The following is a 23263-nucleotide window of genomic DNA, read 5'->3' on the forward strand; positions in this document are numbered from 1 at the left end:
AAGCTTCGCACAATGTGCAAAGCTTCTTTTTTATTTGCCTGTAAATGAATCCGGTTGTTCTTTCCGATACCCGTAATGAAACAGCAATTCTTCCACAATCCGGCGAGAAGCCTCTCCATCTCCATACGGATTAGAAGCCTGGGACATTTTCTTGTACTCATCATGATCAGTTAACAGCTGTTTTGCCAACTGATAAATGTTTTCCTCATCCGTACCTGCAAGTTTCAGCGTTCCCGCTTCCACTCCTTCAGGCCGTTCCGTCGTATCACGCAGAACAAGCACCGGTTTCCCGAGAGATGGGGCTTCCTCCTGCACGCCGCCCGAATCTGTCAATATAAAATGCGATTTCGCTGCAAAGTTATGGAAATCAATCACCTCTAAAGGTTCAATCAGATGCACTCTGTCAGAATCACCAAAATGCTTCTGAGCCGCTTCCCGGACAACTGGATTCAGGTGCACAGGGTAAACAACTTGTACATCTTCAAATTCCCCTACAATTCTGCGGATGGCCTTGAACATGTTTTCCATTGGCTCGCCCAAATTTTCCCGGCGGTGAGCGGTCAAGAGAATCATTTTATCCTCACCCACCTGATCGAGAACAGGATGTGAGTAACCATCCCTAACCGTTGTGTTGAGTGCGTCAATCGCTGTATTGCCCGTTACAAAAATAGAGTCGGCCTTTTTGTTTTCTTTTAATAAATTGTCTTTCGCCTGGCCTGTCGGAGCAAAATGCAAATCAGCAATCGCCCCTGTCATCTGTCGATTGAGCTCTTCCGGAAACGGGGAATACTTATTCCCTGTACGGAGCCCCGCCTCCACATGACCGACAGCAATTTGATGGTAAAAAGCGGCTAGGCTTCCGGCAAACGTCGTCGTTGTATCACCATGGACAAGCACAATATCGGGTTTGATATCTTTAAACAACTCATCCAATTTTACAAGTGCGTTAGACGTAATCTCTGCCAGTGTCTGCCGCTCCTTCATAATGTTCAAATCGAAGTCAGGCTTGATATGAAACGCATCTAACACCTGATCGAGCATCTGTCTGTGCTGTGCAGTTACCGTTACATAGGAATCTATTTCAGGATATTTTTTCAATTCAAGCACAAGCGGTGCCATCTTGATCGCTTCAGGCCTCGTCCCGAAAACGGTCATAACTTTTAGTTTTTTCATATTTGTCACCTGGTTTCTTTGTTTAACGGGCTGTTAGATAGAATTTCGATTGGTCCGATTGTATAAATAGATCTACTTTCTTCTTTATTTTAAAGCACCATAGCTTTTTTTCAATATTTTTACTGCAAAAGTACACACTGACATCCTTTTTCGGAACCAATGTGGTTTTATAAGAATTAATGGATAAAACAATATTGGTGTTTTGTAAATAAGCCGGAGCAAACTTTTGCTGAACGAGATTCCGATCAACCTGTATCACTGTCCCATCAGCTGAACTGATTTGATTTTTTATTGGTATTAAAAACTCTTGGTTATTGCATTCGAGCAATAATAAAGATTGCTTCGGGAAAAACAATTGGCTTCCAGGAAATACGAACGTTAAATGCTGGTCCGAATCATTATCTCTGAATTCGACTTTCAGAACTTCCTGCTTTCTGATATCCACCGACAAATTATCATAGGTTTTAGTAAAGTACGGCCGTGCGCTGAAAGCATATTCCCCGTTATTCCCAATATATTTAGCATGTTTGGAATAAGGATACGGTTCTCTGCTGCTGCCAATTCGGACGCGTTTTTTATAGCCGTCTATCCCCGATTCAATAAAGAAATCCCAAACACCAATATCTTCTTCATGAATAGCCAAATCAGTAAACTTCGTGAGAAATTCAAATTCTCCGTCCTTGGAATACACTGGAGAAATGATTTTTTCAGTTTTTCTATCACGGTGCACCCAAATGCCGTATAAAGTTTGCATAGCTTGATGCTCTGGTTGTAAAGCCGTGTGGGTAACCGACCCTCTTAATGTGAAAGTGTTGTCCTTCATTTGAAATTCGCTCACGTAATGACTGATTTTGTTTCTGTCATCAACAATCCGTTCATTCTCTGCCAAATGATATGAGATAAGGCTGGGATAGTTTGCTATGATATGACCATTTTTAACTGACGTATATTGGGCCATATTTTCTTTATCAGCTTCAAACTGCTTTAAGCCCTTTAGGTCATTATGGCGTACAAAGTGTAATTTTAACCGCGTATGAGAATGAACAAGTTTATCAATTTCCCGTGGTATATTTTGTTCAACAAAATGATGCAGCTCTGTCATCCATGTTTGCTGCTCCCGTTCGTCCTCGATTGTTACGGTAAAGTCCGTTGTTCTGGAAAAATCAAAATGACGATTCAAAAATTTCGCCATAAACTTCATTTTGCGATTATGTGAAAGACGGCTATTACGAATCATATCTATGATTACCTTCATTGCGCCATAGTAGCTTTGGGGCGCAACGTATGCAAACGTCATATGCTCGCCGTCATGCTGTACAGCATAGTAATAATCATAATCGGCCAAGACAGAAATTTTGTCCGCTTCTAAATAAGCCTGCATGACAAATACCTGATCCTCTGTAGCCTGTATATTAGAGGGGAAATATATGTCATGCATTCTAAGCAGTGAAACTTTAAAAAGTTTTGTCGGTCCTATTGAGTAAACAAGCGGAGATTTTACAAGATCCGCCTCAGGTTTCGTTTCCTTAAAAATAGCTTGCGGGACCGATCTGCCGTTTACACCGACCATTTTCCCAAGCACAATATCTGAATCATGCTGTTTTGCAAATTGATACATTCTCTCGAACGCTTCGATTCCTAAATAATCATCGGAATCAATAAAAAAAATGTATTCACCGTTCGCAGCACGTATCGCTTGGTTTCGCGGCTCCCCCGGCCCTCCCGAATTTTTTTCTCGTTCTATAATCGTTATATTAGAATACTGTTCACTGTACTTTTTTAATATTGAAACCGTGCCATCCTGTGAACAATCATCTACACAAATAATTTCGTACTCATTATTCGGCATGGTTTGTTGAACCAGACTATCCAGGCAGCGGGAGATAAAATGTTCTGAGTTGTATGTGGGTACTGCTGCAGTGATTTTCACCATGACACCTCTATCCTTATCCGCTTCTATTTCTTCACATAAAGCTCATATAATGAACAAAAATGGTGCAAAAACGTACTATTTCGTTATTTCAAATACTTCTTCCCATCTTTCAAATAATCGGGCTTCACTATATTCAGTATCCATTAAGTTCTTTGCGTTTTTTCCATATTGAATGGCTCTCTCAGGGTTGTCGTACAAATAAATGATACTTTCAGCAAGCATGTCAATATTATCAGGTTCTACAAGCATTCCCGTTTCGTGTTCTTTTATGAGCTCCCTCGGGCTGTATTTCACATCAAAACTGATAACAGGGGTTGCGCACGAAAACGATTCACAAATCGCGAGACTAAACCCCTCAAATTTTGATGTTAATAATGTAGCAAGCGCCTGCTGATAAAATGGAGCGGGATTTGCGACATACCCTTTTAAATGTACATTATCTAACTTAAGATCATCGATCAATTGCTGGTATTCCTCATAGCTGGGACCGCTGCCATATATATTCAGGACAATATCCGGCCGGGATTTTTTTACGATTCCCATTGCTTTTATGACCTTATCGATCCCTTTTTCCTCATGATATCTGGCCACCATGACAAACTCGTTTTTCTTTTTTTCATACGTTTGTAATTTTTCAAGCCTTCTTGGTGCATGAGGAATAACAAAAATATTATTGTTCGACTCAAAATCCTTCATGATATCTTCTTTTTGTTCATTCGTTAATACGATCAGCCCGTCATAATCCTTAATATGCTCCATCGCATATTGATGATTGTTTCGAACTTTGCTGCCTAACGTATAAGGATAATCTAAATGATTTGAGTGAACACAGTAAAATCGTTTTGCCAATCCTGCACGCATTTCATTTACTTTTGAAGCACTTCCGACTCCATCACAGATGATAATAGGGTCCTTTTCTTTCTCACATAACGTTTCAAGCCAATGTGTATGAAACTGGTGCTTGTTTTTGAAAAATACAGCTTCCTTTTCATCACGGCCAAACAGCATAACTCCTTGACTGGCTCCTGTTTTAAAATGGTACCATTCTGTTAAATAACAGAAACCGTCGGGTGCTGTGTAGTGAATTTGATTGATTTTTCCGCTTCTTGTATCGAAAATCACAGTTTTATTTACATAACCGCCATGAAAGAATTCTCGCTTTGTCATTTGCATATTTTCATTGAAATGATCTACATATAAAAGATTATCCGACTCATCCCATTTTTTCTTTTTTATATATAAGCCATTCTTGAAGTATTCCGTTTCTAATTTTTCCTCATTATGATACGCAGCATATGGTTCTTCAAAGCGATTACGATTTTGATCATAGTAACTTTGTTGCACTTCCCCAATTTTTATATGCTTATGCTGATTTTTATAGTCATCATAAATATTGAGGATATTTACATCTGCATGCAGCCTTCCAGCGCTCTTCAGCACTTGCTCAATCTGATCATAATTGTCTTTATAATCAAGTGTAACCAAATCGATTTTATGGCCGCGCTCCGCAAATGTAAAAGATCTTGACATCATAGAGCTTGTAATGCCGCCTTTTTCAATGTCTATTTCATATATTAGTGAAAAGATCCTTCTCATCTTCAAGCTCCTTCTTCTGGTAAAACCTTGTCTGCTATTTTTTTACAAACAGCCGTTTCATTAATTTTCTCCGAAATCCCTCGGCAGTCTGAACACGCAAATAATTATTTTCTTTTTCTAAAGTAACTTGCCAGCCTGAAATACTTTGTTCTGATAATGGAATTTCCTTTGAATCGGTTATTCGCACACCTGATGAAAAGAAGCTATTATCCCACTCGGAACAAAGATACAATTCAATGGTGGACAACTGATCTAATACAGAGTGAATACGAAGTGTACCGCTTACGGTAAATATTAGTTCTTCCTCGCTGTTTACTTTTGCGTTAAACGTGCTTTCAGTGCCGCTCTTTTTATTTTTTAACTTCCAATACATTTTATGGCGGCCAACAGAATGGGGAGGAATGCAGCCTTTAAATTCAACCTTGGCTGACAAATATAAATCGGATTTTGATTGCCATTCTGCCATTAACAGCTCAACATTCATATCCTTCAATTGATTATTAAATGGCACCTGATCTATTAGTTTGTCCACAAAACGCTTGCGGGTAAACGGCTCTTCAGAAACGTAATAAATATTTGTGCGAGGCCCCGTATTTTTAATTATGTCATGATATCTCTTCAAGGAAGGAACCACGAAAGCATCAAGGTGGCCTATTTCCTTTTCAGGGTTTTCCAACATCTCATTCGTCTCTATAAAACCTAGGTACATGGAAGAATATTCAACTGAAGAAAGAGATTTTAATGTAGTATATAACTCAACTTCAGAAGTCATAAATAAATAATCCGCTTCCTTTATCAAGCGGCTCAGAAAATAACGGGAAAGTTCATTTTCTGAATACAATACACTGACTATATTCTCTTTTTCGTCAAAAATGACAATTTTTTCAGTTGTTCCATCATTCTTATACCATTTTGTCATATAACAAGTGCCATCTGCCCTTAAATAAAGATGCTGCTTCGGTTTGTTAGTGTCCAGATCCATGTACATTAAGCTGTGTACATATCCAGACAAATCATATTCTTCCCTTTTAAATCTTTGCCTGCTTTCATTAAAGTAATCAATGACAGCAAGTTCTCCTGATGCTGTAAACCTTTGATATTTGATATAACGTCCATTATTGTAATAACGATAAATTGGCTTATTTGGTTCTTGAATATATGTTAAACCTTCTTGTTCAATTGGATGCTTGATTTTATCTTTCTGAGGTTCAGAACCTTTAAAGTAGCTGTACATATTAATAACAGCAGTATCTTTAAAAGAAGAAGGCCCATTGGGCTCATGATGTAAAGTGACAATTTCCATTGGATAATTCCAATCGATCGTATTGATACTAAACTTTTTTGCAGCATTCAGCTCTTGACAAACAAATGCTAATTTTGGAGTAGAAACCTTAATCGTCATCATCTATTTATTACCTTTCGAATAAATTCGTACAGTCACATTTTCAGAACTACATTATATCACTTTTGCTGAGCAGGCTCTAGAGATGAAAAAGCTGTTATGTTTCTTGAAATACCGGATCAATTGAAACCGTTTTATCTATCAATTAATGATATTTTTTTGTATTTCCTCGACCCCAAAGTCACTGAATTGACTCTTGTTTAATATTGGTTTTTCTTATATGATTAAATGTGTTTAACAGAATGAAAATAGGGTATTGATGAGAAAAGAAACTCAAACATTTTAAATACTCAGCATTCAAAAGAGTGACCCTAAATCTGTTCTTAAGGAAGGTGCTTTGAAATTGAAAAAAGTACGTAAAGCCATAATCCCTGCCGCAGGTCTCGGAACGAGATTCTTGCCGGCTACGAAAGCAATGCCGAAAGAAATGCTTCCTATCGTTGATAAACCTACCATTCAATACATAATTGAAGAAGCTGTTGAAGCCGGTATTGAAGATATTATTATCGTAACAGGAAAAAGCAAGCGTGCGATTGAGGATCATTTTGATTACTCTCCTGAGCTTGAAAGAAACCTGGAAGAAAAAGGAAAAACTGAGCTGCTTGAAAAAGTGAAAAAGGCTTCTAACCTGGCTGACATTCACTATATCCGCCAAAAAGAACCTAAAGGTCTCGGACATGCTGTCTGGTGCGCGCGCAACTTTATCGGCGATGAGCCGTTTGCGGTACTGCTTGGAGACGATATTGTTCAGGCTGAAACACCAGGGTTGCGCCAATTAATGGATGAATATGAAAAAACACTTTCTTCTATTATCGGTGTTCAGCAGGTGCCTGAAGAAGAAACACACCGCTACGGCATTATTGACCCGCTGACAAGTGAAGGCCGCCGTTATCAGGTGAAAAACTTCGTTGAAAAACCGCCTAAAGGCACAGCACCTTCTAATCTTGCCATCTTAGGCCGTTACGTATTCACGCCTGAGATCTTCATGTATTTAGAAGAGCAGCAGGTTGGCGCCGGCGGAGAAATTCAGCTCACAGACGCCATTCAAAAACTGAATGAAATTCAAAGAGTGTTTGCTTACGACTTTGAAGGCAAGCGTTATGATGTTGGTGAAAAGCTCGGCTTTATCACAACAACTCTAGAATTTGCGATGCAGGATAAAGAGCTTCGCGATCAGCTCGTTCCATTTATGGAAGGTTTACTAAACAAAGAAGAAATCTAAACAAAAAGGCTATTGGACATTCATCCAATAGCCTTTTTTTATTTCAACATCAAAGTCAGTGTATGCTCTTCATTATCAACTGCAAAAACCTGATCATCTGTATTCACAAGAAAACGCTTCTTGCTGCTGTCATACAATACATCGCTATCACTTAAGGATAGTGACGCCGGGTTGATAGGAGAACTGTTATGAAAAATAAGCTCTGTTGCTTTATCATTCTCCAGCACATAGCTGATTTTTTCATAATCAAAATCTAACGTTTTTCTGCCGTCAGCCGTATCCCCTTCAGTATATCCATTCAATTTGGATTGAATGCTGGTTCTGCTGTCTCCCAGGAATTTCAGAAAGTATTCATAGGAAGCCGCTGCGGCTTGCGGCACATAAGGCGTAAACGCAGCAGCCCGCAATTCAGCATGTTTCACGTTTGTTGCAACAGCGCTCTTTTTCACATAATAAGAGTGCTCGTCAAACTTTATTTTCGCTGCTTGTTTGCCTTTTGCAGCTACCGTCACTTTTGTACCGAATGGCAGTGTAACGTCAGCCTTCTGTTTCAAACCCTGATCCTTATAAGCAGCCGCTTTTTCATTTGCTATAAACCCTTGCTTATTGACTGCGGTTAAGCGTTCCTCTGACTTGCCCTTTGCATTGCCATGATGATTCTTCACTTCATTTTGCGGGATAGCGCCAAACGAAGCAATTGTACGAAGCGGAGCATTAAAGAACATCGTTCCTGCCATGAATACAGTCAGGATAGACAAAATAGCAATTTGAATGGCATTAGCCAGTGATTTCGGCTTTTTCTTCTTTTGGCGGAAACGGGCAAACGCTTCAGGATCTTCTTTCTTCCTCTCTTCCGTCTGCTCTTTTTTATATGTCTCTTTTTCTTTTTTAGACAGCTTATTAAACCAGTCAATAAACGCTTTATACTCTTTGACAACTGTTTTTGTTTCATCAAACATACGAAGCTCGCCATAGTGCATCCAAGCAACACGGTCACACATCTTTTCAATCTGGCCGATCGAGTGGCTGACAAAGAAAATCGTTTTTCCTTGCTTTTTAAACTCATTTATTCTGTCTACACACTTCTGATAAAACGTTTGGTCCCCTACAGAAAGCGCTTCGTCAATAATTAAAATGTCAGGGTCAATATGCACGGAAATCGCAAAACCGAGACGCGATTTCATCCCGCTGGAATAGTTTTTAACCGGCTGATTAATAAAATCGCCAATCTCGGCAAATTCAACGATGCTGTCATACATATCATCAATTTCTTTATTGGTTAACCCCATCATCAAACACTTGAGCCGGACATTGTCCCGGCCCGTTAATTGGTTATTTAAACCGGCAGCAATCGCAATCAGCGACGGCTGGCCGTTCATTTCAATTTCACCGCTGGTCGGCGGAATAATTTTAGCCAGCAGGTTAGACATGGTTGATTTCCCTGATCCGTTTATCCCTACAAAGCCGATTGTCTCTCCCTCATACACGTCAAAGGAGACATTCCGCACAGCAAAAAAACCATTATCCTTAGCCGGAAAAAACAATCCTTTTATCTTGTCCGATTGTTTTTTATACAAATGATATTGCTTTGAAACATTTCGAAACGAAACTTTTAGTTTCATCGTACAATCTCCTTACGTATTAAAGAAAGTCAACAAACTTGTCTCTGAATTTCATATGCAGAATAGAACCCACTAACAATAAAAGGAATGTGAACAGCCAGAAATACAGCGTGTACTTCATGTCTTGGAAAAACCATTTTCCATCTAAGAAGCTGTTCCTAAATCCTTCTATCAGATAAAAAATCGGATTCAGCTTAAGCACAGGCAGAAGATTCGGGTGATTTTTCCCGAGCTGCTCTGAGATATTCCAAAAAATCGGAAGTAAAAAGAACAATAATCTGGTTACGGCCTGCAGCAGAAATTGATAATCTCTGACAAGCACACTGATTGTAGAGTTAAACAAGCTAAATGAAAACATAAACACAATCATGCAGATTAAATAGTAAATATATTGTATCCAATGCAAGCTAGGGTAAACACCGCTTGCTAAAAGGACAATGACATAAACACCCATCATTACAAAATAACTAAATAAATTTGAAGCAATCACGACAGAAGGCAGTGAACTGATTGGAAAATTCATTTTCGCAACCATATTGATCCGTTTAAATACACTGTTTGATCCATCCAGAATCGTCGGGCTAATAAAAAACCACGGGATCAAACCAGCCAGCATCCAAACAATAAAAGGCACTTCTCCAATACCTGTTATGACTGGCTTGCTGTTACGAATCCCCATACCAAATACAAACCAATACGCCAGCATTTGAATGAGAGGATTGAGAAACTGCCATAATACGCCAAGATAATTCATCTGATACTGAGACTTTGTCTCATACGAAGCTAAGCGCAAAATTAAAGGAAACGATGTCACTTGCTCTTTTACGATTCTTACTAATGCATTCATTGTTTATCTTCCTTAGACTTAAATGATTTTTTGGATCTTTCGGTTAAAGAAATTTGAAAGCACCGGTGAATATTGTAACAGATATTGAGGTTTTTTTCACTTTTGAAAAGTAAAGAGAAGTCCCGCAGAACTTCTCTTTACTTTAAAGTGTCAGTATAGGGCAAATTAAACTCACTTAGCAACTTTATTATTATCTAATTCCAAAATAGCTTTATAAATACGATTCCTATTATTTTTATCAGTATATGCAAAAAAGTTATCTACTCTTTTTCTATACTTATCTTCCATACGACTATTGTTTTTCATATAATAGATAACTTTATCAACTAAGCTATTATGATCTTCTATTACATCACCAAACCCCATTTTTTTATAATCATAATAATCAAGTTTAAAATGGTATGATTTTTCGTATTGATAATAGATAACAGGTTTTTTCTCATATGCAAAATCAAACGCTACAGATGAAAAATCAGTAATCATTATATTAGAAGAATTAAATAGCATTTGATAGCTGCTGTTATAGTCGGCAAACTCCACATACTCATGTTTTTCAAAGTCTACAATCTGTTGCTGAATATCTGGGTGCGGAAAAAAAGTTATTTTATAATTATTTTTCTTAGCAAATTCGATTAGCCGTTCATCATTAATCAAAGCATTATACCTAGAAAAGTATTCACTATCTTTAAATTTCGGGTTGTACGGTCTTACTCCTTTTGCCTGATCTTTCGGTAATACAATATCTTTTCTCCAAGTCGGCATTATTAGAAGCTGCTTTTCTCCTTCACTCTTCTTAAGATTATCGTATCTCGGAAATCCACCCAACAAAATATTCTCTTTTTTATAGTTGTAATTCCCTTTCACAATAGACCGATATTCAGGTTTGGCAGAAGTGACTAATAATTTGATATTCTTACTGTATTTATTTAACCATTCAGAATGATCTGCCATTGTTATTCCATGCTGCAAAAAGACAAACTCAAAATTAAATAAATCTCTAAAATAAATCTCCATATTAAAAAATGGATTTACAACCCATATATCTGCATGTGTCGATATTACTTTGGAAGAGGATAAGGTTAAAATTTTATGTCTAAAAGATCTGTATGGTATAACCTTTCCATATTTTTTAATCCTGTTGTAATCCTTGCTATCTTTTTTTATTATAAAGTATTTTTTTACCCCATCATTCTTGCTGATTGCATATTTAAAGAGGTGCTCTGCATTATCATCAGCTTTATCTTGTCTGTCTATGAATAACCAAACTGGCTTCCTGTTAAAAATAGTAAAAACATGGTGTGCCACTCTTGCCAACATTGCCTTTTTAATAGCTGATTTTCGTTTCTTTGATTTATCTCCTAATTTATTAAGGGATTTTAAGAAACGAAATTCTTTTATAAATCTATTTTTAAAATTGTTTTGTTTGAACATTAATTTTTTATAATTATAATAAAAGATATAATCCTTTTTAGCTGCATAAGCGTTAAATAGATCATTTGACAAACCTGAATACTTAAAGAATCGAAGTTTTGCCATTTTTCTTTTTTTACCTTTAGCTATAAAAAATTCAATATGGTGATTGCCATCAAGATAGCTTTTCGGAATATCTATAGAAAAACCAGGATATTTTTTTATTACTTCTCCCAAACTTATATAATCGTTATGCCTTCTTTTTATTTTCTTTGCTTTTATTTTTGTTTCTCCAATTTTAGCATAAAAATTAAAGCCTTTAGAATTAAAAAGAGAGCTCCAAAATCCTTCAATATGAATAGAATCATCATTTTCTTCTAAAATCTCAATAGTTAGAGTTTGATTCGATAACTTCGAAACAATTTTATCTTCTCTGAATAAATAATAATCTTGTTCAGTTTCTTTTTCATATACATACTTACTATAATTTTCACCGTGTTTTATTTTTAAAGCATGATATAGATAGAAATGGCTGACACTTTTTGTATTAATAATGACATCGTCGTCAATATACGATAATACTTCTCGTATCAATGTTAAAAATTCGCGGTATTCATTTTCGTCTAAAGGTGTTTCACTAATATCCTTAATCAATAATTTCCACTTCAAATCATGCATAACCATGTATTGAAGAAACAAAGGTATTTTTTGTTCATTATTTTTGGTGATATCGATTAAATTCTTGGAGAAAGTGATAAGTGAATGGTTAAACCAATTCTTATTTGCTTTAGCAGTCTGCATGGCAGACGATCCATCTTCTCTAACTCTATAATGATATTTTGCCTCCTTAACAAGACCATACTTTTTCTTTTGCGATATAATTAAATTAACTAGCTTAGCATCTTCACCTATTTTACAATTTTCATCAAACCTGATATTTTTCAAGGCATCATTTTTTATAAATGTAGAACAGCAATGAGTTAATATATGATGTGGTTCTTTTTCCACATCCAATATTCTCGTTGAAGAAAACTTATTATTTAGATTATGTTCTCCAGTTCTTCCTTCCTCAAAAAATATTGGGATTGCTACAATATCAATTTCATTTTTATATTGGTTAAAGAAGTTTAAAACATTTTCGAATGTTTCTTCTGAAACTAAATCATCCGGATCCAAAAATTGAATATATCTGCCTTCAGCATACTTTAAACCATAATTTCGAGCACTGCTCACTCCACCATTCTGTTTCTTTACATATACAATATTTTTTGGATATTTTTGAGCATATTCTTTACAAATCATTTCACTTTTATCAGGGCTTTCATCATTCACAAGTATTAACTGAATATTCTCGAATCCTAAAGTCTGGTTAATAACGCTTTCTATTGCATCAGTTAGATATAACTCGACATTATAAATCGGCATTATAACACTGAAATCATAGTTAAAACTCTTTTCGTTCATAAAAGATTACTCCTAACAAAATGTTTATATGAATAAGAATCCGGGTAAATAAAAGTAAAAACAATTAGAGTGCTAAATTTTTGAAAAAACATAATTAATTTAGTAAAATGTATGAAAAGGATTCCTTACCTGTTTTTTAAAGTCTTTGTAAGAAAACTTTTAAATACGTTTACATGGTTAAGTTCTAAAGCATCATTTGGTGTTTTTAGGACAAAGTCAAATGCAAGGGCCCAAATAGGTATTTCTACAACAAAACCAGCATGTCTAAAATCTCTTAATTTATATCCCCATACTTCAATTGTTTTTTTCAGTTCTTTTCGTTTACATACTTTTAATCTATTAAAATATTTTATATATAATCTGTCATTTTCTTTCATCTCATAATACTGGTTAATAAAGTGCCCTGTTAATTCAAGCCTAAACCCTTTTATTTTTGTCGAAGTAACAGTACATGAACTAAGCAGTACTCTTTCTTTTTTTATATTTTCAAGAGCTTCTGTATTTTCTTTTAATAAGTGAAACATAAATTCTTTATAGTACATCGGCATATCTTGTTCTTTTATAAATTGCGGATCAATAAATTTTAAAACTTTTATAAAATTATCAACAAAAACTTTTTGTTCTTGTTGATCTAAAACAGACTTATAAACATCTCTATAGTTCGGATATAAAAACAGTTTCATATGATATACAATTAAAAATTGCAGATAAGGCAAAACTATATCATATTTTTTTATTGAATCCATCAACAAAGTCATGTAACATTCATTCAACAAATATGTGTACCTTTTTTTGTTAAACCACGAACGATCAACTAATGAGTTCTGTTCTTTCCGTTTTCTATAAAAATACTTTCCTTCTGCAACTGCTCCGTATCTTTTTTCTTTCAGTAATAACTGATTAAAAAAGATAGCGTCTTCCCAAAACTTGATAGATTCATCAAACTGAACGGTACGATTTAGTGTATGTCTTCTGTAAAAAGTGCCGCCAATATAAAAGTGAATAGCTTTATAATCGTTGAGAATATTTATAACTCTTGTTCCTTTTTCAAATCTATTATTTAATTTATGTTCGCCTTCTTTTTCACCTGTGTAATAAACAGGTAATACCGCGATATTTACATCTTCGGAATCACAAAAAAAATCATAAACACTTTGCAGTGCATTTTGAGACAATGCATCGTCAGAATCAAGAAAACCAATAAATTTAGATTTTTCGCTTACATTTGATAATCCACAATTTCTTGCAGCAGAAGGTCCAGAGTTTTCAATTTTCATGATTTTAATATTATTAGGATATAGATTTTTAAAGGACTCACAAATTTGAGGACTGCTGTCAACACTACCATCATCTATTAATATCAGTTCTATATTTTCCTTAAATCCTATTGACTGGTTAATGACACTCTCTATTGAGTACCTTAAATAATTCTCAGAATTATATATTGGCATAATTATAGAAAACATGTTTGTACCTCTTTATTTAGAAGTTAAAGGATCGTTTCAATTACTCTTTTAGAAGCCTTGCCATCTTCTAAATTACAAAATTCATTATAAAAATCCTCATAGTTATGATCTATATAAGGATTATGTAACAACTCTATTACCGTATCTATAAGTTCTTCACTTGTTTGAACCAAGTTTCCTGGCGTTTTTTGCTGAAAATTAAAGTAAAAACCTCTGATAGAGTCTCGATAAGCCGGGAGATCATACACAAAAAATACAATGGGTTTTTTTAAATTCATATAATCAAAAAAGACAGAAGAATAATCCGTAATCAATAAATCACTAATTAAATATAAATCTCGAATATCTTTATATAAGGAAACATCTTTCACAAAATCTTTATATTTCCCTAAATTAAATTGTTCTGAAACTAGATAATGCATTCTTAAAAGAATAACCACAGAGTCCCCAAGCTTCCTCTTCATTTCCTCTAAATCAAATTGAAGCTTAAATTTATACTGACCAACTTTCTTAAACTCATTGTCTCTCCAAGTTGGTGCATATAAAATTATTTTTTTATCTTCGCTAATTTCTAACTCTTGTTTTACCCTATTTATTAATGATTCTTTATTTGGTGAATATAGAATGTCATTTCTCGGATAACCTGTTTCTAAAATTTGTTTTTTAAATTGAAATGCCCGTTTAAAAATTTCAGTCGAATAAGCATTAGGAGAAATCAAATAATCCCATTTGCTTGCTTCCTGCAGAAAATTCTGTTTATATTTTTCAGTTGTGGTTCCGGGCATATGCACTTCATCCATATCATTAGCAAGTTTTTTTAGCGGAGTGCCGTGCCACGTCTGTACATACAATGTGTTTTTTGGTTTTGGAATCCATAAAGGGAGCCGGCTGTTTGTAATCCAATATTTCGCTGTAGCCATGTACCAAATCCACTTAAAAGAAAACCTTTTTATATATGCTGCATCTACGCCGTCTAATGCCGACAAATATCGTTTATCAATGCTCCATATCATTTTATAATCATATTGATCTTTATTTTCCTGTAAATATTCATAGATTGCTCGGGGATTGCAGCTAAACTGCTTTCCTGAGTAGCTTTCAAATAAAATTAATTTATTGTTTCTTGGCAGAAGAGCAAAAATCTTAAAAAGAACTGAATAGGCCCTGACTAATAAACTTCTGCATTTTTGTAAAATAAAAGATTTCATAATGAACTCCTTAAAGAGTAAAAAATTTATATTTGCGCAAACAAGAAAAAAAGAAGCAACTGAATTACTTCAAGCCTCTTTAAGTTAGTGCTTCTATAAACTAGCCATGTCTTTTTTGATTTTGGTAGTTGAAATGCCTTCTGTTCTCGGAAGGTAAATGACCTCACAATATTCCTTTAAGAAGTCAAACTTCCCTTTCCAATCATCGCCGATCACAAATGTATCTATATCGTACTTTTGAATATCTGAGATTTTTTGTTCCCAGTTTTTTTCGGGAATCACTTCATCCACAAAATCAATTGTTTCTAAAATGAATTTTCGATGTTCATAGGAATGATGCGATTTTTTTTGTTTTTGAAGATTAAATTCATCTGTAGATAATCCCACGATTAAGTAATCACCCAGATTTTTTGCTCTTTGCAGCAGCTTCATGTGTCCATAGTGAAATAAATCAAATGTTCCGTACGTTATCACTTTCTTCATCAGATAACATCACCTTCCAACCGTTTTCAACTGAGAGTACCAGAAAAAAACCACAAACCTTAACAGATTGTTTATAATTTCGACACATTTTTTACGTACCATTAATATTGAACAATAATAGCATAAGTTCCTATAAAAGTTAAGGCTCTTTAAAAATGTCAATCACCAGCATTTTTTGGTATCATCGTTGTATTGATGTATAATTTTTACAGGTCCAATGTCTTATCCATACCCATTATAACAAGTTTTCTTTTTCGAAAAAATCGAATCTTTTGTCGCGTTTTTAAGTGAAACGATTTTCTTTCTGCTGCGTCATTTATTTTGTACGCCCTCCTCATATTAATTCATCGTCAAAACGTGAAGGAATTGTAATGTGAATGTTAAAAGTTCCTAAAGATTTTTGTGGTAAGATAGAGTAAAATGTTTTCAGACAAAGAGTCTTTAATCAAACTATACGAATGACACGTGTTTTTTATAGACATATAGATGAAAAGGAGGGTTGATACGATGCAAACGAAACCCATTAATCAATTAGATTTTGTAGACGGTGAACTAACTTCATTTGTATCACATTTAGAAACGTCATTTTTGGACCAGAATAAAGGTGCGTTCATCGTAACAGCGAATCCTGAAATCGGATTTGAAGCGATGCAAAATCCGCGTTATGAAGCGGTTCTTTCATCTGCTGATTTTATTTTGCCGGATGGCATTGGTGTTGTGTTGGTTTCCAAGCTAATTGGTAAGCCGCTTCAATCCAGAATCGCCGGTTATGATTTGTTTACGTCTTTGCTTGAGAAGGCTGATCAAAAGAAAAAACGGGTTTTCTTTTACGGTGCAGCTAAGCATGTGATTGCTCAGACAATCGAGCGAGTCGAACGTGATTATCCTGGGATTGAAATTGCCGGATATTCTGACGGTTATGTGAAAAATCAACGTGAGGTGGCAGACAAGATCGCAGCCTCAAATCCTGACATGGTATTTGTTGCTTTAGGTTATCCTAATCAGGAGTTCTTTATCCATAAATACCGACATCTATTCCCTCAGGCTGTTTCTGTAGGGCTGGGCGGAAGCTTTGATGTGTTCAGCGGCAATGTCAAAAGAGCGCCCTCATTTTTTATCCGTTTTCACCTTGAATGGATGTACAGGCTGATCACAAACCCTGCGCGCTGGAGAAGAATGCTTAGCATTCCTAAGTATGTTACAGCCGTGCTGAAACATGAACGAACTTCAGCAAAGCCGCAATATACGGGACAGGTCAAAGATCAATCACGCCATCTGTAATGGGCCTTAAAGGAGCTATGGTATGTAATGAAATGCATGAATCTTTCACTGTGCCTGCCGACAATCCGTGGCAGCCGTTTTGAGCTGATGACAGATTGAAATCCTGGTTTGCGTTTTTTTACTATGTGTTCATCAAAGTCATCGGCGCATTGCTGTTTTGGGTCAAACCGGGAAGTCAAGTGACCCTTCTTGTTTCCTTTCCTGATAATGCCCGGGCAATATTAAAGGAATATCAGATGGGACACTACTCATTTCCCATTCATGTACTTCTGACCCAGCATGCCAAATCGCTGGAAACAGAATTTCCTGAGCTTACTGTTTCAGTTATTAACGAAAAACACCCGCTTCATATATATAAAGCGGTCTTTTCTATGCTGAGCAGTAAAGCTGTGATTGTTGATAACTATTTTGTTTTGACAACCGTTTTGACCTGCAGACCTGATATCGAGTGTATCCAAGTTTGGCATGCGAATGGAGCGTTTAAACGATTTGGGTTAAAGGATATCAACACACAGAATCGTTCGCGGGCTGACGTGAGACGCTTTCGCAAAGTGTATGCTTCATTTGACCGGATTGTCGTCGGTTCTGAACGTATGGCTGACATATTCAAGGAATTTTTCGATATAAAAGGTGATAAATTTCTTCGGTTTGGCGTGCCTTTAACCGATGCTTTCTATGAGGTGAAGGAAAACAGCAATGACCTTAAAAGCAAATATCACCTGCCGGCAGAGAAAAAAATCATCCTGTATGCGCCTACCTTTAGGGATCATCAGTTTGAAAGCTTTTCGCTGCCGTTTTCAGAAAAACAGCTGCAGCATGATTTAAAAGGAGAATATTTACTTGCAGTAAAACTTCATCCTGTTATGAAGCAATCTGCTCAATTGCATGGGGATAGTGCGTGGATAAAAGACGTATCAGACCTCCCTCTTGCAGACCTTTTAAAAATGAGTGATCTGTTAATATCAGATTATTCTTCTGTCCCTTTTGAATTTGCTTTGCTGGACAAACCCATTTTGTTTTATACGTATGATATGGAGGCTTACAACAGAACCCGCGGTTTAATCCGCCATTATACAGAGGTAATCCCCGGGGTTCCTTGCCGTGATTCAGGAATGCTCTTGGACCAGCTGAAAGATATGAACAGGCTTCAAGCTGAAGTGGAGCGCTTTTCACGTGAATGGAATCTGTACTCGAGAGGGAATGCCAGCAAGCTGCTTTTAAGCTATGTAAATGAGAAATCAAACTGATCTTTATATATAATAGAGATCGGTATTGCAAATAATATGAAAACCTTTTATAAAACATTATGAGTTGTAGTAAGGAAGGAGTCATTTTATGATTTATGCTGAGATTCTAGCCGGTGGAAAAGGTTCCCGCATGGGGAACGTCAATATGCCAAAACAGTTTTTGCCGTTAAATAAACGCCCAATTATCATTCATACGGTTGAAAAGTTTTTATTAAATGACCGTTTCGATAAGATTTTAATCGTCTCCCCTAAAGAGTGGATTAACCATACAAAAGACATTTTAAAGAAATTCATCGGGCAGGATGATCGCCTGATTGTCGTTGAAGGCGGCAGCGACCGTAATGAATCTATTATGAGCGGCATCCGCTATATTGAAAAAGAATTCGGTATTCAGGATGATGACGTGATCATCACTCACGATTCTGTGCGTCCGTTTCTCACTCATCGCATTATCGATGAAAACATTGATGCTGTTCTTCAATACGGCGCGGTTGATACTGTTATCTCAGCCATTGATACAATTATTGCTTCAGAAGACCAGGAATTTATTTCTGATATCCCTGTCCGCGATAACATGTATCAGGGGCAAACACCGCAAAGCTTCCGGATCAGCAAATTGGTCGAGCTTTATAATAAACTGTCCGATGAGCAAAAAGCTGTCCTTACTGACGCTTGCAAGATCTGCTCGTTAGCAGGTGAAAAAGTGAAGCTGGTCCGCGGTGAAGTCTTTAACATTAAAGTAACGACACCATATGACTTAAAAGTGGCTAATGCCATTTTACAGGAGCGAATTTCACAATGATTAATCAAACATATCGTTTAGTTTCTGCCCGACAATTTGAAGTGACATATAAAGATAAAGTTGTCCATTCAGATAAGGTCGTCGTCCGTCCTACCCATTTATCCATCTGTGCTGCAGACCAGCGTTATTATACTGGCTCACGCGGCAAAGAAGCGATGGACAAAAAACTGCCGATGGCTCTGATCCATGAAGGGATCGGAAAAGTCATGTTTGATCCGACAGGCACATTTAAAGTTGGAACCCGGGTTGTTATGGTGCCAAATACACCGGTTGAAGAGCATGAAGTCATCGCGGAGAATTACCTGCGGTCCAGCAGATTCCGTTCAAGCGGTTATGATGGATTTATGCAGGATTATATGTTCATGGCGCCTGATCGGCTTGTTGAGCTTCCAGACAGCATTAATCCGCATGTCGCAGCCTTCACTGAGCTTATTACAATTGCAGTTCACGCGCTTTCCCGCTTTGAGCGCATGGCGCATAAGAAGCGTGACACATTCGGTGTCTGGGGGGACGGAAATCTCGGATTTATCATGACGCTTCTACTGAAGAAAAAATATCCAGACAGCAAGGTGTTTATTTTCGGAAAAACACCTTACAAGCTTGATCATTTTTCTTTTGTTGATGCAGCTTATCAAATTAACGACATTCCTGAAGATGTCAGAATCGATCATGCCTTTGAATGCGTGGGCGGACGCGGCAGTGAAAGCGCAATTGAGCAAATCATTGCCCATGTCCATCCTGAAGCGTGTGTAGCGCTCTTAGGCGTATCTGAATACCCTGTTGAAATTGAAACAAGAATGGTGCTTGAAAAAGGGATTACGCTGATCGGCAGCAGCCGAAGCGGACGCGAGGATTTTGCCCGTACTGTAGACTTTTTAGCTCAATACCCTGAAGTCGTTGATTATTTAGAAACATTAGTTGGCGGACGCTTCCCGGTACGCAGTATTGAGGAAATTACAAACGCGTTTGAAGCAGATTTGACTTCATCTTGGGGAAAAACTGTTATTGAATGGGAAATTTAAACAGTGAAAACATTCCTTACGCGAATTGTAAAAGGAGTATTCGGCACTGCTTATAAACTATTGAGCGCTTTATTACCAGTACAGCACAACAAAATTGTCATAGCTTCCTATCGTGAGGATCATTTAAGTGATAATTTTAAAGGTGTCTATGAAAAGCTGAAGCAAGATCCGTCTCTTCGCATCACCCTGCTGTTCCGCAAGATGGATAAAGGGCTGATCGGACGAGCTGCATATTTGCTTCATCTTTTCAGCTCGTTATATCACCTTGCAACATGCCGCGTGCTTTTGTTGGATGATTATTATTTTCCTTTGTATGTTGTGCCAAAACGAAAGGAAACTGTTGCCATCCAGCTTTGGCATGCTTGCGGCGCGTTTAAAAAATTTGGCTACAGCATTGTGAACAAGCCGTTCGGCCCTTCTTCTGATTATTTGAAGATTGTTCCCGTGCATTCAAACTATGATTATGCCATTGTCAGTGCACCCGCTGCCGTTCCGCATTTCGCCGAAGCCTTTCAAATGGAGCAAAAGCAGATTTTGCCGCTCGGCATTCCAAGAACGGATTATTTTTATCATAAGGAACATATTCGCACTGTACTGGATGAGTTTCATCGGGTTTATCCTGAACTGAAGCATAAAAAAAAGCTTTTGTATGCTCCTACTTTTCGAGGCAGCGGACATCATCAAGAGGGTGACGCTATACCGCTTGATCTGCTACAATTAAAATCGGCGCTAAACCATAAAGATTATGTCGTGATCCTCCATCTTCATCCGTATATGCGCAAACATGCGCACACGGAAGAGGATGATTTTGTGCTGGATTTAACTGATTCGTACTCTTTGTACGATTTGATGGCAATCTCTGATGGGCTGATAACCGATTATTCTTCAGTTATTTTCGAGTACAGCCTGCTGAAACGTCCGATGTATTTTTACTGCCCGGATTTAGAAGACTACTTGGAAGAACGTGATTTCTACTACCCGTTTGAATCGTTTGTACCCGGGCCGATTTCGAAAGACGTTCCATCGCTTGTACACGATATCGAGAGTGATCACGAGGCTGATACGAAACGTATTGAAGATTTTTCACAGGCATTTATCACCCATCAGGACGGCAAATCTTCAGAGCGGGTAGCCGATTTTATTTCATCATTTTTAACATCTGGTGCCGATTAGGAGAAAGTGAGGTACAAAGTGAAGCTGGCAAGAAAGATTAAGAACAGACTTTTCAGATCAAAAAAGAAAACGCAAAAAGAAAATGCAGCTGTCATTGTCCATCCAGCTGATAACAGGGTTTTTTCTCTATTTGATAAAACGAAGCGAATTGAAGAAAACCAGCAAGTCCCTGTCAGAAAGATTTCTGAGTTTTCTTGGAATGGGTCAATTCTAAAAATTGCGGGTTATATGTATATCAAGGGCCTGCCGCTTCAAAAAGAGGATCAGGTTCGAAAACGTTTATTATTGGTGAACAACGGTGTTTTATTTACAGCTGTTTCACTGCGGGATGTTCCGGTAGATAAGCTGTCAATTGATACTTCAAATGTGCCTGGAGCCTATAAGTGGGCAGGATTTTCACAGCAGATTAACTTTTCTAAGCTGATGAATGACAAACCTCTTCCGCAGGGCGAGTATAAGCTGTTTCTCGAGATTGAAGCTGTAGATGACCAAAATGTAAAACATCAGGAAGTGCATACAGTCGGAAATGTAAGTAATTTCCTTTCTAATGATGTGTATGCCACAAAAATGGAATTTCATTCTGCTAAAAAGCTGATGAAGTTCAATTTGATCGTTAATTATGATGAGGGCGAAAAGACGATTAATTTGTCTTGCAACAAACTGCAGGAAATTGATCCGAGCCTTTTGGAGCTGGATACTGGAAAAGAGGCAAACCGCTTTTTGCGCAAGCTGAATACAAGCTTGTTCCATTTTGCATATGATGTGTTCCGTCTGCTGCCGATTAAGTCCAATAAGATTGTCTTTGCTTCTGACAGCCGGCTTGATATGACAGGAAACTTCGAATTTGTTTATGAAGAGCTGCTGAAACGTGAAGAAAATTTTGATTTCAAATTTTTCTTAAAGAGCAGCATTCGAGATAGAAAAAGCCTGTCTGAACTGATGTCGATGGCTTATCATTTTGCGACAAGCAAAATCATTTTTATAGATGATTTTTATCCGATTATTTATCCGTTAAAAATCCGTAAAAATGCGGACCTTGTCCAGCTGTGGCATGCTGTCGGCGCCTTTAAGACATTCGGCTACAGCCGAATCGGTCTGCCGGGAGGACCGTCACCGCATTCGAAAAACCATAGAAACTACACGAAGGTTATTGTCAGCTCTGAAAATATACGGAAGCACTACGCAGAGGGCTTTGGGGTAGACATTGAGAACGTCATTGCTACGGGCGTACCGCGAACAGACTTTTTCTTTGATGAAGCGAAGAAGGCATTTGTAAAAGAACGCCTTTACACGGAATATCCGTTTCTAAAGGACAAAAAGGTCATTCTTTTTGCTCCAACCTTCCGCGGAAACGGTCAGCAATCAGCTCATTATCCTTTTGAAGTGCTTGATTTTGACCGTCTGTATCGTGAGTTAAAGGATGAATATATCTTCTTATTCAAAATTCATCCATTCGTACGAAACGATGCCAATATACCTTATCAGTACAGCGATTTCTTTTATGATTTCTCTTCGTTCAGGGAAATTAACGAGCTATTGCTCGTAACAGATATTCTGATAACGGATTACTCTTCTGTTTGCTTTGAGTATGCTTTATTAAATAAACCAATGATCTTCTTCAGCTATGATGTAGATGATTATATTCGCAAACGTGATTTCTATTACGATTACTTTGACTTTATTCCTGGCCCTCTTGCGAAAACGTCTGAGCAAATGATTTCGATCATTAAAGAAGAGAAGTATAACTTTGAGCAAATTGATTCATTTGTTCATTATTTCTTCGATGATCTTGATGGAAAAGCAAGTGAGCGAGTCGTCGATCAAATTGTTTTCCCTCAGGAAGAAGAGCCATCAGAGGATAAAGTTCTTAAAAGATAAATCAAAAACACCTTTTGCAGCCGCAAAAGGTGTT

Annotated in this window: 17 protein-coding genes; 7 read left to right on the forward strand and 10 right to left on the reverse strand. The window is 37.0% G+C overall.

Annotation, left to right across the window (positions count from 1 at the left end; all coding sequences use genetic code 11):
- Nucleotides 1-30: 30 nt before the first annotated feature.
- The 4 genes from wecB to CW370_RS10905 form a co-directional block, all read right to left on the reverse strand.
- The gene (gene wecB / locus CW370_RS10890; protein WP_021480729.1) at nt 31-1173 is read right to left on the reverse strand and encodes a non-hydrolyzing UDP-N-acetylglucosamine 2-epimerase; all 1143 of its coding nucleotides are present in this window, start codon (nt 1171-1173) and stop codon (nt 31-33) included.
- Nucleotides 1174-1195: 22 nt separating this feature from the next.
- Nucleotides 1196-3106, reverse strand: a complete 1911-nt coding sequence (locus tag CW370_RS10895; protein ID WP_024571906.1) for a glycosyltransferase — start codon at nt 3104-3106, stop codon at nt 1196-1198.
- Between the two features lie 75 nt (nt 3107-3181).
- The gene (locus CW370_RS10900) at nt 3182-4702 is read right to left on the reverse strand and encodes a glycosyltransferase (RefSeq protein ID WP_024571907.1); all 1521 of its coding nucleotides are present in this window, start codon (nt 4700-4702) and stop codon (nt 3182-3184) included.
- A 34-nt stretch (nt 4703-4736) separates the two neighbouring features.
- Nucleotides 4737-6107, reverse strand: coding sequence for an alpha-glucosyltransferase N-terminal domain-containing protein (locus CW370_RS10905; RefSeq protein WP_024571908.1), 1371 nt, complete (start codon nt 6105-6107; stop codon nt 4737-4739).
- A 340-nt stretch (nt 6108-6447) separates the two neighbouring features.
- Here CW370_RS10905 and galU point away from each other — a divergent pair, with 340 nt between their 5' ends.
- Entirely contained in the window at nt 6448-7326 is an 879-nt protein-coding gene (gene galU / locus CW370_RS10910; protein ID WP_003227944.1) for a UTP--glucose-1-phosphate uridylyltransferase GalU, read from the forward strand.
- Between the two features lie 38 nt (nt 7327-7364).
- Here the strand turns inward: galU and tagH are convergent, their stop codons facing one another.
- From tagH to tagD, 6 genes are all read right to left on the reverse strand, one after another.
- Nucleotides 7365-8948 (reverse strand): teichoic acids export ABC transporter ATP-binding subunit TagH, encoded by a 1584-nt coding sequence (gene tagH, locus CW370_RS10915; protein ID WP_024571909.1) that lies wholly within the window; start codon nt 8946-8948, stop codon nt 7365-7367.
- A gap of 19 nt (nt 8949-8967) precedes the next feature.
- Nucleotides 8968-9795, reverse strand: a complete 828-nt coding sequence (gene tagG, locus CW370_RS10920; RefSeq protein ID WP_014665585.1) for a teichoic acids export ABC transporter permease subunit TagG — start codon at nt 9793-9795, stop codon at nt 8968-8970.
- Nucleotides 9796-9966: 171 nt separating this feature from the next.
- The gene (ggaB, locus tag CW370_RS10925; RefSeq protein ID WP_024571910.1) at nt 9967-12669 is read right to left on the reverse strand and encodes a poly(glucosyl N-acetylgalactosamine 1-phosphate) glucosyltransferase; all 2703 of its coding nucleotides are present in this window, start codon (nt 12667-12669) and stop codon (nt 9967-9969) included.
- Between the two features lie 125 nt (nt 12670-12794).
- Nucleotides 12795-14135, reverse strand: coding sequence for a glycosyltransferase family 2 protein (locus CW370_RS10930; protein WP_024571911.1), 1341 nt, complete (start codon nt 14133-14135; stop codon nt 12795-12797).
- A 23-nt stretch (nt 14136-14158) separates the two neighbouring features.
- A complete protein-coding gene (locus CW370_RS10935; RefSeq protein ID WP_015251091.1) occupies nt 14159-15343 on the reverse strand; it encodes a CDP-glycerol glycerophosphotransferase family protein in 1185 nt (394 codons plus the stop codon).
- A 93-nt stretch (nt 15344-15436) separates the two neighbouring features.
- Entirely contained in the window at nt 15437-15826 is a 390-nt protein-coding gene (tagD, locus tag CW370_RS10940) for a glycerol-3-phosphate cytidylyltransferase (protein ID WP_024571912.1), read from the reverse strand.
- Between the two features lie 507 nt (nt 15827-16333).
- Here tagD and CW370_RS10945 point away from each other — a divergent pair.
- The 6 genes from CW370_RS10945 to CW370_RS10970 all read left to right on the forward strand — a co-directional run bounded on the left by CW370_RS10945 (nt 16334) and on the right by CW370_RS10970 (nt 23229).
- Complete coding sequence (locus tag CW370_RS10945) at nt 16334-17107, forward strand: WecB/TagA/CpsF family glycosyltransferase (protein ID WP_015251089.1); 774 nt, start codon at nt 16334-16336, stop codon at nt 17105-17107.
- 95 nt (nt 17108-17202) lie between these two features.
- Complete coding sequence (locus CW370_RS10950) at nt 17203-18354, forward strand: CDP-glycerol glycerophosphotransferase family protein (RefSeq protein WP_024571913.1); 1152 nt, start codon at nt 17203-17205, stop codon at nt 18352-18354.
- 88 nt (nt 18355-18442) lie between these two features.
- Nucleotides 18443-19156, forward strand: a complete 714-nt coding sequence (locus CW370_RS10955) for an IspD/TarI family cytidylyltransferase (RefSeq protein ID WP_003235520.1) — start codon at nt 18443-18445, stop codon at nt 19154-19156.
- Nucleotides 19153-20178 (forward strand): ribitol-5-phosphate dehydrogenase, encoded by a 1026-nt coding sequence (locus CW370_RS10960; protein ID WP_003235523.1) that lies wholly within the window; start codon nt 19153-19155, stop codon nt 20176-20178. Before CW370_RS10955 ends, CW370_RS10960 begins: the two co-directional genes overlap by 4 nt.
- Before the next feature lie 3 nt (nt 20179-20181).
- Entirely contained in the window at nt 20182-21351 is a 1170-nt protein-coding gene (locus tag CW370_RS10965; RefSeq protein ID WP_024571914.1) for a CDP-glycerol glycerophosphotransferase family protein, read from the forward strand.
- 18 nt (nt 21352-21369) lie between these two features.
- Complete coding sequence (locus CW370_RS10970) at nt 21370-23229, forward strand: CDP-glycerol glycerophosphotransferase family protein (RefSeq protein WP_015384814.1); 1860 nt, start codon at nt 21370-21372, stop codon at nt 23227-23229.
- The last annotated feature ends 34 nt before the right edge of the window (nt 23230-23263 follow it).

Source organism: Bacillus sp. SN32, assembly GCF_002837495.1.
Classification (GTDB): Bacteria; Bacillota; Bacilli; order Bacillales; family Bacillaceae; genus Bacillus; species Bacillus subtilis.

Coding starts and splice junctions, on each gene's coding strand:
- wecB (WP_021480729.1), bottom strand. CDS start 1,173: ATGAAAAAACTAAAAGTTATGACCGTTTTCGGGACGAGGCCTGAAGCG.
- CW370_RS10895 (WP_024571906.1), bottom strand. CDS start 3,106: ATGGTGAAAATCACTGCAGCAGTACCCACATACAACTCAGAACATTTT.
- CW370_RS10900 (WP_024571907.1), bottom strand. CDS start 4,702: ATGAGAAGGATCTTTTCACTAATATATGAAATAGACATTGAAAAAGGC.
- CW370_RS10905 (WP_024571908.1), bottom strand. CDS start 6,107: ATGATGACGATTAAGGTTTCTACTCCAAAATTAGCATTTGTTTGTCAA.
- tagH (WP_024571909.1), bottom strand. CDS start 8,948: ATGAAACTAAAAGTTTCGTTTCGAAATGTTTCAAAGCAATATCATTTG.
- tagG (WP_014665585.1), bottom strand. CDS start 9,795: ATGAATGCATTAGTAAGAATCGTAAAAGAGCAAGTGACATCGTTTCCT.
- ggaB (WP_024571910.1), bottom strand. CDS start 12,669: ATGAACGAAAAGAGTTTTAACTATGATTTCAGTGTTATAATGCCGATT.
- CW370_RS10930 (WP_024571911.1), bottom strand. CDS start 14,135: ATGTTTTCTATAATTATGCCAATATATAATTCTGAGAATTATTTAAGG.
- CW370_RS10935 (WP_015251091.1), bottom strand. CDS start 15,343: ATGAAATCTTTTATTTTACAAAAATGCAGAAGTTTATTAGTCAGGGCC.
- tagD (WP_024571912.1), bottom strand. CDS start 15,826: ATGAAGAAAGTGATAACGTACGGAACATTTGATTTATTTCACTATGGA.
- CW370_RS10945 (WP_015251089.1), top strand. CDS start 16,334: ATGCAAACGAAACCCATTAATCAATTAGATTTTGTAGACGGTGAACTA.
- CW370_RS10955 (WP_003235520.1), top strand. CDS start 18,443: ATGATTTATGCTGAGATTCTAGCCGGTGGAAAAGGTTCCCGCATGGGG.
- CW370_RS10960 (WP_003235523.1), top strand. CDS start 19,153: ATGATTAATCAAACATATCGTTTAGTTTCTGCCCGACAATTTGAAGTG.